Annotated in this window: 10 protein-coding genes; all 10 read right to left on the minus strand. The window is 57.9% G+C overall.

Annotated features, from left to right (window positions below):
• Positions 1-42: 42 nt before the first annotated feature.
• On the minus strand, positions 43-528 hold the full coding sequence (locus AC0QKW_RS00730) for an eCIS core domain-containing protein (RefSeq protein WP_473149151.1): 486 nt from the start codon (positions 526-528) through the stop codon (positions 43-45).
• Positions 529-660: 132 nt separating this feature from the next.
• Positions 661-2,604 (minus strand): eCIS core domain-containing protein, encoded by a 1,944-nt coding sequence (locus tag AC0QKW_RS00735; RefSeq protein WP_473149152.1) that lies wholly within the window; start codon positions 2,602-2,604, stop codon positions 661-663.
• Complete coding sequence (locus tag AC0QKW_RS00740; RefSeq protein ID WP_473149153.1) at positions 2,601-2,957, minus strand: hypothetical protein; 357 nt, start codon at positions 2,955-2,957, stop codon at positions 2,601-2,603. Before AC0QKW_RS00740 ends, AC0QKW_RS00735 begins: the two co-directional genes overlap by 4 nt.
• Positions 2,958-2,961: 4 nt before the next feature.
• A complete protein-coding gene (locus AC0QKW_RS00745) occupies positions 2,962-4,989 on the minus strand; it encodes an ATP-binding protein (protein ID WP_473149154.1) in 2,028 nt (675 codons plus the stop codon).
• A 4-nt stretch (positions 4,990-4,993) separates the two neighbouring features.
• On the minus strand, positions 4,994-6,331 hold the full coding sequence (locus tag AC0QKW_RS00750; RefSeq protein ID WP_473149155.1) for a Pvc16 family protein: 1,338 nt from the start codon (positions 6,329-6,331) through the stop codon (positions 4,994-4,996).
• A complete protein-coding gene (locus tag AC0QKW_RS00755; protein ID WP_473149156.1) occupies positions 6,328-7,149 on the minus strand; it encodes a hypothetical protein in 822 nt (273 codons plus the stop codon). The genes AC0QKW_RS00750 and AC0QKW_RS00755 overlap by 4 nt, the downstream gene beginning before the upstream one ends.
• 153 nt (positions 7,150-7,302) lie before the next feature.
• A complete protein-coding gene (locus tag AC0QKW_RS00760) occupies positions 7,303-8,046 on the minus strand; it encodes a T4 family baseplate hub assembly chaperone (RefSeq protein WP_473149157.1) in 744 nt (247 codons plus the stop codon).
• A 9-nt stretch (positions 8,047-8,055) separates the two neighbouring features.
• Positions 8,056-8,577, minus strand: a complete 522-nt coding sequence (locus AC0QKW_RS00765) for a phage tail protein (RefSeq protein ID WP_473149158.1) — start codon at positions 8,575-8,577, stop codon at positions 8,056-8,058.
• Between the two features lie 17 nt (positions 8,578-8,594).
• The gene (locus AC0QKW_RS00770; protein ID WP_473149159.1) at positions 8,595-10,403 is read right to left on the minus strand and encodes a phage tail sheath family protein; all 1,809 of its coding nucleotides are present in this window, start codon (positions 10,401-10,403) and stop codon (positions 8,595-8,597) included.
• A 699-nt stretch (positions 10,404-11,102) separates the two neighbouring features.
• On the minus strand, positions 11,103-11,476 hold a 374-nt coding region (locus AC0QKW_RS00775; protein ID WP_473149160.1), incomplete at its 5' end, for a hypothetical protein.

The raw sequence follows: 11,476 nt of genomic DNA on the forward strand, positions 1-11,476 counted from the left end.
CAGGTTGTCATGGCTTTTCGTCCAAGATCTTCTAGCCTGACCCTACCCCTTTCCTACAAATTCAGCCCCTGCCTCAATCCTTTGTGATCTACTGAGGTTGAGTGAAACTTGCAGCGATCGCGGCTCTCGGGCCAGCCCAACCGCGCTGGCATAGGCGACCTGAACCGTGGTGCCTTGAGAGAGGGCGGCTGCCGCTTGCTGAGCATCGGCCTCTAACCGAGAATGAGAAGACTCCAGGGTTGGTTTGCCCCTCTCTCCACGCTCTTGCTGTACCACATGGGCTAATTCATGCGCCAGCATATGTTGCCCCAACCGGGAGTTGAGTGGTGCGCCATTCCCTAGAACAACGTCATTGCCGATGGTGTAGGCGTTTGCATTGACTGACCGCACTGACTGAGCAGCGCGATCGCCCGTATGCAGTCGAACCTGGCTAAAGTCGTGGCCAAAGCGAGCCCCCATCGCGTGTTGCGTGGCGCTGTCTAGGGGTTGGCCTGGCGATCGCACTTCGTTTTGCACGTCATGAGGCACTGTGGCGGTTGCCGCGTGCCTTGACAGCCCAGCTGTGGTTGGCTGCTCGGTTGTGGAGGAGGCCGTTGAGGCTCGTTGGGTGCTTTGCATCGATTTCATAAACCAAATTTAGAAATAAACGAGGGTTTGCCGTTAGCGGGCATGCTCGATATTGGCTTCATACTGCGGGTCACCGGGGTAGATGCGACGACCGCGATTGTCTTGCAGCCATTCCAGGGTTTCGGTAACGCGGCGGCGACCAACGCGGCGGGTGCGGCGGCCATAGAACTGACGAATTTTGGGGGCGCTGACGTGGGGGCGAATGGGATTGGCGGCTGAACCGTGGCCCCAGTAGTCGCGGAAGCTCTCAAGCCAGCTGACGTTTTGGCCGATGTTGCAGCCGCGAATCTGGAAGTCTGCACCGCCCGCCAGCAAATTGACGGCCCGCAGGTGGTTGTCGGGGTAGGTGCCCCGCTCGATCGCATCTTGAATGGAGCGGTAGCGATCGGTGGGCAGTGCAAAGGCGTTGTTGGGCAGGGTGCTATTGTCAATGGCGCGGTCAATCAGTCGCGGGGCGACCTGAGCAATCATGTTCTCAAGCCGACTCATGGAAGCGGCGTTTCCCCAAGATGTGCTGATTAGGCGATTGCGGAAAATTTCAATATTGCGGTTGATGGCCTGCAGCAGGAGCTGGCGCGTCGCATCGGGCATGCTGAGGACGGGTTCGCTGCGCATGCGGCCTCGCCGGTCAGGGCGATCACGCCGTGCGCTGACCAGCTCTCGGTCGAGAATCCACCAAAACAGCGAGTGCATTTCCAGATCGGGCAAGGTGCCGTGGCGACTGGGGTCGGGCGAATCGCGCAGCAAATGAATGTTTTCTATCAAAACATCGACTCCACCCCGAGTCCAGTTAATTTCGAGCCAGCTTTGCCGCACCCACTCTTGCGGCACGATATGGTGCTCGGCCACCATCACCTGATTTTGAGTCCCTACGGTGGGGTGCTCAGTGCCCAGTTCGCGCTCAAGGGAGCCCATGCTCTCAAGCTGCATGTCTTGCTGGAAGAGGGAGGTGCCACCGCCGCGCAGCAGGGGTAAAAAGATGCCGCTGGGCACCGCATGTGTCACTAACCGAACTGACGTGATCGGGCGCGGCAGCGTGATCATGTGCTCGGTCAGCTCTTCGATCGAGCTGACATCCACAGCAGGTGGAAAGCCGCGATCGCGATGGAACTGCCGCGCAAAGCGAAAATAACCCTGGTTTCCGTGGGTTGAAAAATAGAGCGCCTCACTGCGCTGAATGGCGGCATCAGATTTGAGCTGCACCATTGGCGCAACGCTTGAGGTTGGCTTGCGGCGAATGTGAGGGGACTGCTGAATCACATGGGTCAATTCGTGCGCCAGCAGCCGTTGCCCGCTCTGGGTCTGGGGTTGAAAGGCTCCAGCGCCAAAGTAGATGTGGTTGCGATGGGTAAACGCCAACGCCGAGAGCGACTGGCTGAGCTGAGATGCGATTGCGTTGGTATGCACCCGCACGTGGCTGAAATCGACGCCAAAGCGACTTTCCATAAAGTCTTGGGTCGGTCGGGGCATGGCCTGCCCTCGCCCCTGGGTATTGGTTAGCGTAGTTTCGAGTGGCACACTGGGCGGTGCCGGGGCTCCGCTGCTCGCTTTTAGCTGCAGCACTTCTCTGGGGTCGGGCTCAATTTCTTCCTCGACCTCTTCCTCCTCAGCGCCCATAGGTTCGGGCTGAGCTTGACGCTGAATCTGGCGCTGCGGTAGCGCTCCACTTAGAGGCGTAATGGCGGGCACCTCAGCGCTTGGGGATGTGCTCATCACCTGCTCAGCCACGCGGTCGGCCTCTTGCTCAAAGGCGTCGTTGGAGGGGTTGACCGTCAGCTTCGCCTGAATCAGCGGAGCGCCCCGCAGCGGCACCTGAGAAAAGTCATGCCGAAAGCGATCGCGAGATGGAGTAGCATTTATCGGGGCCAATGGCTCGGACTCGGGGTCGATCGCCTCATGCTGCTGCACGTCAGGTTTGACCTGAGGCGTTGTCTGTGCAGGCGCTTGAATCTGGAGAAGGCGCGATCGCTCGGTCATGGCCGCAAGCCTTCATAGATGGCATGGGCAAGCTGTTTCCCGAGGCGAACGGGGTCGATGGGGGTGCTCAGGGTCAGGAGGTTACCGCTCAGGTGGGGAATGGCTCCGCCCGTGTGCCAGTGTTCGCCCAATCCGCGTTCGCTCAACAGTCGTGTCAATTCTGCCTCCAGCGCGGCCTGCAGTTTGGGGCGCTGAGCCTGGGAAAGGTCGATGCCCTCAAATATCACTCGCTCGATGTGCAGTTGTACGTCGGGTTGCGTGGGGGGGCGATCGCCCACGGCAGGCAACTGGGGCACCGGGGCATCTGGCCGGAACTCTGCGGTCTGGGGAAGAATGTGGGGCTGAATCTCCATGACATTATTGCTCCTGCCAGCGCAACTCGGCTTCATTGATGGGGCGATCGAGCTTGCGCAGCTCAACTCGCACCGCTTGCAGCACCATGGGCATTGTCACCTCACTGCCCGCTTGGGCGGCTAAAAAGGCAGCATTCACCGCAACGTTGTGAATGTTGCCTCCGGTCAGGGTGAGCCGCGCCAGATGGTCAAAATCCAGTGAGGCCAGAGGGGTTTCGGGGGGAAACACCTTCTCCCAGAGCACGCGGCGTTCGTCAAAACCGGGATAGGGAAAGTTGACGATAAACCGCAGCCGCCGCAAAAAGGCCGGGTCGAGGGCATCTTTCATATTGGTTGCCAAAATCGCCAGCCCCCGGTAGGCTTCCATGCGCTGCAAGAGGTAGTTGACCTCAATGTTGGCGTAGCGATCGTGCGAGTCTTTCACCTCGCTGCGTTTGCCAAACAGCGCGTCGGCCTCATCAAAGAACAAAATCATGCCGCCATCTTCTGCCGCATCAAACAGGCGGCGCAGGTTTTTCTCGGTTTCGCCAATGTATTTGTTGACCACTGCCGACAGGTCAATGCGATAGAGATGAAGCTGTAGGTCATTGGCCAGCACCTCGGCGGCCATGGTTTTGCCGGTGCCGCTCTCCCCGGCAAACAACACGCTGATGCCCAGTCCCCGATTCATGCGCTGATGAAAGCCCCAGGTCTCATACACGGTGCTGCGCTGGCGCACCTGCTCAGAAATTTGGCGCAGCAGATCGGCGGCGTCTTGGGGCAAGACGAGCTGATCCCAGGTGGCTTTGGGGGTGAGGGGTTGGGCGAGGGCATCGAGCCGACTGCGGGTGGCGGTGAGGCAGGCCTGCCAGAGGGGATGGGGCGATGACCCGTCGGATGGGGAGAACTCGTAGGACTCTGTCAACGGGCGTTCCTGCGACTGCTGGGCGATCGCCTGAATGGTGGGCAGGCTCAGGTTAAATTGCCCAGACAGCAAGTCGGGTAGCGCTAGGTCTGCGGGGTCAAGTAATGCAGTCCACGCAGTGTGCTGTTCGCTGGGGGTGGGTTTAGACACATCCAGAATGATGGCCGTGCGGCCCAGCCGGGGCACCACATCCGCCGTATCGAGGAAAAAGCACCCCTGACTGCGGGCAAAAAACCGACGCAGCGGCTGTAGCTCATTGGGGGCCGAGAGTTCATGGGCATCTAGATAGAGGGCGATCGGCAGCAGCAGGCTTTCACGATGCCAGAGCCGTGCCAGGGTTTCGAGCTCAGCGGTATGGGTGGGCAGCAGCTCAGCCGGTAAGCGATAGAGGTAAAGCCCCAACTCACTGGCCAGATGCGACGCCACGAGCTGTTTGCTGAGGGTGTCGCTGCCCAACAGATGCACCAGGGGAATAGGCGTTGGCGGCTCGTAGTGGCGCAGGCGATCGAGGGTCGTTTCAACCAGCGTTTGATGGGAGGACGGCAGGGGCAGCTCAACCCCCTCGGCTTCCAGGGGCAGCATCAGCGGACTGAGTCGATCGTCGAGATAGTTTAACCCTTTGACGGCATTGAGAATGCGTTCATCAATGCGCAGGGCGCTGGTGGTCAGGGTTTGCGTGTTGGGCTGGTGAATGTCGATGAGCCGCCAGTAGCGTAGCGGTTGCTCAGGCGAGAGCACCTCCCAGGCGGGATTTTCGAAGAGCGCTAGCACTAGCGCAAAGGTCGGAAAGGGCCGCTGCGGATTGTCTTGCACCCGACTACATAGACCCGCAATGCGGGTGTCAAGCTCCATTGCCGCGCACAGCAGCAGCGTATCTTGCTCAAACGGGCTCAGGCCAAACCGCTGGCTGATCTGCACTAGCGCGGGCGGCACCTCTTGCTGAGCCGTTTCATCCATCGCCTGACGCAGCCGCTTGAGCTTGCTAGTGATTTCTGCGTCGGCCTCGGTTGGCTCTTGCCCCTTGGCCGCTTGCTGCTGGATGCGCTGGCTCAGCGTCAGCCGCAGCCAGGTGAGGGCGATTGCCAGATACCCTTCATTCTTTTTGTGCCATTGGGCCAGATCATTCATAGGGCTAGGCTGGAATCGCCAACGACTGAAAGGGCGTGAACTGAAGCGGTGTGGCGCTATAGTCCACCACGAGGAAGCTATCAACCCCGTCGACGCGCAGGCGAGGCCGCACAAAGTACGTACCTGCCAGAATATCGCCCGCCGGGAACTCAAGCGTGTCGGTTTGCACCACGGGAGCCCCCTCGACCTGAGGGGCCTGGGGTCTGGCGAGCAGCTCGCGGTTGCTGACCGGCAGCAACACAGGTCCATCGCCGCGATCGCTCAAAAACAGGGACGCCCGCTGCCCCGATCGCACCTTGGGGTTACAGGCTACTTGAATTGTTACAACGCGCCGCCCGGCCACCATCGCTGCAGAGGCGCTGAGCGACACAATGCGAGGAGCAACGGCAAGGGGCACCTCGTTGGTAGGGCGATCGCGCAGGGCGTCAGTGTCTCCGACGGGGCGAAACACCACCGCCATTGTGTAAACGCCTGCCACCCAGGTATCGGCGGCGGTGGGGTCATCGGCCACATCCAAAAGCTTGACTTCCATCGTGGTGGCGGTGCGGCTTACCACGGTGGCGGGCACCGGGTCGGTGAGTTTCGGATGGGTGAAGCGCAGCAGCGGCACATCGCCCTCTAGCCGCGCCCCGCTTACCGTGATCGTGTCGCCCAGTCGAGCCGCAGGCTGGCGATCGGGCGGCGTGGCCTCAACCAACACTGGATAGGGCGGCAGCATGTCGGGCTGCACCGTTGCGCCAAAGTCACCAAGCCCTCGCTGCAAGACTGGCAGTGGCGATCGCGTTGGGCGGCGGCTCTCAATCAACACCACCGATGCCTCATAGGTAGCCGAGATGCGATAGGTCGTCTGAAAGGTCGTCCACAGCTTGGTCAGCTCATCAAGCGACAGATTTAGCGGAGTAATGCGAACGCGTTCAACCTGGTCATAGAGGTCATAGTCAGCCAGGTTCGCGGCCAGCGCATTCTTGATATCACTGGGCAACAAAACCGGGTGATCGTGCAGAAAGCTCATCGATCGCCCCAGTAGGGCATGGCTCAGCGGGTCGGGGTAGTCTTGAGCCTTAGAGTAGGCCGTCAGCAGATATTGCAGGGTGAGCGCCAGCGGCGGTTGCCCGATTTCGCCCGATCGCACGTGTGGCTGAAGGTCTTGGTTGCGCCAAGCCGCGTTTGCAGTGGTGTGGTAGAGAAACAGGTTGACCTGATTGGCCGGATTGTTTTTGTCAAAGGCGCGATCGGGAGGATAGGTCGTCACCGTCACATCGGAAACAAACGGTTTCAGCTCTTGCTCAAGCAGGTAGCGCAGGGTTGAGGTGACCGCCGCGATCGCCAGGGGATTGCTCATGGGCGACCTCCTGCACGCTGGTGCAAGTATTGTTCCAGGCTGAGGGATGGTTTCGCTGGGGCTGAAGTTGGCCTGGCTGCAGGGGCTTGAGCCGTTGCCCGAACCTCAATTCGCCCAATGGTGACCTGAATCGTCGGTGGAGTCGAGGCTTCAGGCGCGGGCATTACTGCACGCGAACCGCGTTCCAGGGGCGCGACCTTACCTGGGATTGGGAACGGCTGGGGCAACTCTCGCACCGGGAAAGGAGCCTGCGTTCCAGTTAGGGGAGGAGTATCAGAAATCAGGCGTTCCACCTCGATCATTACCGGTTCAATCATTACTGTAGGGACACTGGGCGATCGCGCCTCTTGGGGATGGGCCGTTCCCCGTTCCTCTGACCCCAACGGCTCCAAGGAAGGAGGTGAGAGGTTCGACTGATCACGCGATGGAAAACTGGGCGATCGCGGCTCAGATAGCCGGGGTTCAGCCGAGATCGGGCGTTCGGGGATGCTTGAATCCGCTGGTACAGCAGGCTCAGGGGACTGTTGACCTGGCGGCGGCACTGCCTGGAGGGGGGCAGCGCTGCGGATCGGTTGTCTGTCGGTTGGGGCTGTCAGAGGTTCAGCCGAAATCACTGGATTTTGAGAAGCAGGCTCTATCGGGGGCAGGGGGAGAACTTGCGCTGTGCTCGTGCCTTGAATCTGCTCAGCATCAAAGGGACTGTTGAGTGCAATGTCCCCAGTAGGAGCGATCGCCTCAAACCGTGACGCCAAACGGGGTTGCACCGAGGGCACCGGGGTAATGCTGCGGCTGACCAGATGAGTCAAAAAATCGCTCATACCGTGACATCCTTAAACCATTTAGGACTGATGTAGTTGAGGATGTTTAGGGACGCAACGCGTCCCTAAACATCCTCAAAATCTTGGTTCTCACGCGAAGTGGGAAAGTGGATAGACCAAGTTAAAAACCATCTGCTGAACTCCTGACTGTGGCTAGGTTGACCCGATCCGGTCGAGATAGAGCTGGCGGCGGCGGGGCGTCATCGCCAAAATGTCGGCTTCTGACCACCCATAGGCCGAGGCCAAAAGATGCACCTCTTGCAGCACATGCATCGCCCAGGCGTGCAGCTCGCTCCACAAATAGGCCCCAATCTCAAAGGGCGTCTGCCACTCGTGACCACAGGCCGGACAGCTCAAATTAAGCTGAATGTCGGCCTGCGGATCGGCCTGCCACAGGTGATGGGCGATCGCCCCAATCACGGACTCAGGCAATGCATCTGGCGCGATCGGCTCCCGAGCGTGCTGCGCCTCAAGCGCACACCTCTCCAGCAGGGTTTGCCGCAGGGTCTCGACACTGTGGGTGGGCATCTGGGCGATCGCGGCCAGATCGACGCTGGTAGGAAGGCGCACCCTGACGCGATAGCCCTCCTGCTGCACCTCGACCACCTGAGGTACTGCGTCAGGCATCGGCAGGCAAATCTCCTGCGTTGAAAACGCCATTTCCAGGCGATCGCCACAGGCGGGGCACTGCGTCACGCTGACCAACTGTGACCCAAACAGCTGCTTGCGCAGCCGCAGCAGCACGCGATCGCGCTGCCCAATCGGCAACTGCCCCACCTGCTCGGCCGACAGCCCCGGCAGCACAGCCCCCACCAGGGTGAGCATCCGGTCGAGGGTCGTCTGGTTCAGCCCCTGTTCCCACAGGGTCAATATCTCTGAGGCAGCAAGGGGGCACATGATCGAGGCTTATGGTTCACTGAACGTCGGTTCGCTGGGTTCGGTGACTTCGTAGTCGCGCTCCCAGCCTTCGTTTTCGAGCTTGATGTGTTGAATGGCGATCGCATTGGCGTTGGCATCAAGGTCGGGCAGGGCCTGAAACTCAGACACCCAGCAGCGAAACACCTTATAGGCGATCGCGAGCTGACCCGCTTCGTTATAAACCTCGATAATGATGTCTTTGCGAAAGTCTTTGAGCGACACCTCAGCGCCGAGGCCAGAGCCAAAGTTCCACACTTTGTTGGCCCAGCGCTCAAACTCTTTGTCGTGGGTCACGCCTCGCTCTAGCATGACCGCCTCATATTCCGTGCGCCCTGGCGATTTGCGCGAGGTGCTGGGGTCGCCGCCTTCGCGATGTTTCACCACTTCGGTTGTTTTTCTCAGCGAGCCCACTTTGCTGACCCCGGCCACATATTTGCCGTCCCACTTCACCCGAAACTTGAAGTTTTTGTAGGGGTCAAACCGTTGGGCATTCACCGTAAATTGAGTCATGACCTACATCCTTTCAATTACACGACGACCTGACCGGCCATTTGCTGAATCTTGACGATGACAAATTCGGCGGGCTTGAGCGGGGCAAAGCCCACAATGACATTCACGACGCCGAGGTTAATGTCGTTTTGCGTAGTGGTTTCGCGATCGCACTTCACAAAATAGGCTTCGCGCGGGGTTTTCCCCTGAAACGCACCCTGTCGGAACAGGTTGTTCATAAAGGCGCTCACGTTCAGGCGAATCTGCGCCCACAGCGGCTCATCATTGGGCTCAAAAACCACCCACTTGAGCCCACGAAACAAGCTCTCTTCGAGAAAGAGCGCCAGTCGCCGCACCGGAATGTATTTGTATTCGTCAGCCAGATCGTCTGCTCCGCGCAGCGTTCGGGCACCCCAGGCCACCGTGCCATACACCGGGAACGATCGCAGCGCATTAATCGCCAGCGGGTTCAAGGTGCCATTTTCGGGGTCATTGAGCAGATAGTCCAGCGCTTGCACTCCGCGCAGAGTGGCGTCGATGCCTGCGGGGGCTTTCCACACGCCGCGCTCGGTGTCGGTGCGGGCATACACCCCAGCCAAGGTGCCGCTTGGGGCCACGGACTTGAGCCGAAACTTGTTCAATGGGTCGGCAATTTGCACGGGTGGAAAGTAGGTCGCCGCGTTGCGGGTGCGCAGGGTGCCGTTGGTGTTAAACCAATCTTTGATGCCCTGCACCGTTTTAATGGACTTGGGCGGATCAAGCAGGTAAAAAGCGCGACGCTGCTCGCAGTAGGTCAGCGCCGTGGAGATGACGGCGATCGCATCGGGGTCGGCCATATCCGCCGTGCGAGGAATGCACAGCAAATTAAAGCTGACATCTTTGAGCGCTAAAATTGCGGCCTGCAGTGCTGCTTCATTGGGTACTGAGCCGTTATTTCCGCTGCTGCCTGCTGCCTGCCCCGTATCGGCGATCGCTGAGGTGGTTGAGGTATACGCCTGCACGTTGGTAATCACGTTTGCCCCGGTCAGCTTCAGGTCATTGACCGAGTTCGCGTCTCCTGGGACTGGGGGCGGGCCAGGGTCTAGCGGGACTTCGGCAAAGACAACCCGGTTGTCGGGCTTGCCGGGGCCAGCCAAAATTCGCAATTTCGCACTCGTCGCGTTGACGCTATAAATTTCGACCACGGCTTCGGCAAAGGTGCGCAAATCGGGACGCGCCGCCCGAATGCCCGCCTGAAGGCGATCGCGCACCTCCTCTAGCGAAGTGAACTCCTCATTTCCTAAATTCGCATCCTTAGACTGGCCATCAATCGTGACTCGCACCTTGCGCCCTGTTGCCGCCGCAATGGACGTAAAGGGCAGGGTAAAGGCATCAGATAGCGTTCCGTTAACCAATGGAATGGTTGTTCCGGTGGGGTCTGTAGGAATCGTCACCAGCTTTGACCCACTGCCCGTGTCGTTGAGAATAGTTTTCACACTCTCGCTGCCCGTGCCCATGGTCATGTTGCGAAAGGTCTCTTGGCGCAACACGCCACCATCGGCGCTGAGCTCTGACAGGGTGACATCAAATCGAGTGTTGTTGATGCTGTCAACGCGAGCCCGCAAATTATTGCCCCAATCCCCTGCGCTAATGGCCTGCAAGGTCAACACAGCGGCTCCAGACGTGCTGCTGCGAATGGCGATCGCGGCATTGGCAAAACTGCCCGACGCGGCCCGAACAATCCAGGCTTCACCGCCACCATTTAAATAAAATTGCTGAATGGCATAGCTCGCTTCGCTGGAGGCATCTAGCCCACCAAATTCACGCTCAAAATCGGTCAGGCTAAAAATTTGAGTTGCCTTTGCCATCGCACCTCGTTTGAAGTAATCGATGAAGGCTGTCACTGACGTAGAAACACCAGTTATTGTCCGAACGCCACTGGGGATTTCTTCAATGTAAACCCCAGGGTAAGTGGGTGAAATTGGCATAGCTAAAACCTTCCTTACGGCAGCAAAATGAGTTAAAAAATGTGTAATATTCCCGCTCTAAGCCTTATATTTTTTGATCTTTCTATGTATTCGAATACTATTCGAAAAAAATGCATTAGTTCAAAAGCATACTTAGGATAGACACCGTGATTCATTGACAATAAATTTAGAGATCTGTTATGAAACGTGGCGCTATCTACAAACCTCTAAAAATTAGTTTAGAGCAGTGCATGACGATTTGATGTGACGACGACTCATAACTCTTCACAGTCAAGATCTGTTCAGGAACATAGCCTATCATTGTGTCTTATCCCTGATGCTCACAAGCGTTTAACTCGTGCCAAAGAGACACAATTTCTTCCTTGGTAGATTTAACAGGAGCAGATTATAAGGTAATTGCTAGATAAAAACTATAATTTAGAGTTCCAATGAAGTTCAAAAACTTTAAACGAATCTTCAGGAAAATTATTCAATGGCAATATAGCGGTTCTTATTCGAATGAGGTATAGGTCAATTGCCCCAGCCCCTAATCTCCAAGGCTTCCCTTAATCGAGGTGTACCTCATGTGCTCAGGAACCGCTATAGTTGCTCAAGCAATGTAAGTTTTGGATAAGGAGTCATAGAACAGGCAGATAAACAGATAAAACTGGGGAAACGCCAAAACGCCACAAAGCCTCTTTTCGTAAAGATTACAGGCGATTTTGGTCTCTTTGTCAGCACATTCCACAAAAGCGCCTGCTCCGCCGCACAGAGCCGGTCAATTGCCGCCTTGGTGTCAGTGCCCAGGGCATTCATCTCCACGAGCTTGGCGACGAGGATAGCGATCAACTCCTCCAGTTCTTTTTTGGTGAGTTTCGTGCGATCGCCCTTCTCGATCCGCTGCTCCATTGCGGTGACGATTTCGGCGCGGGTCGTATCGAAGGTTTGGGATAGAGAGGCCATAGCTATGGACA

This window comes from Pseudanabaena sp. PCC 9330, assembly GCF_055795045.1.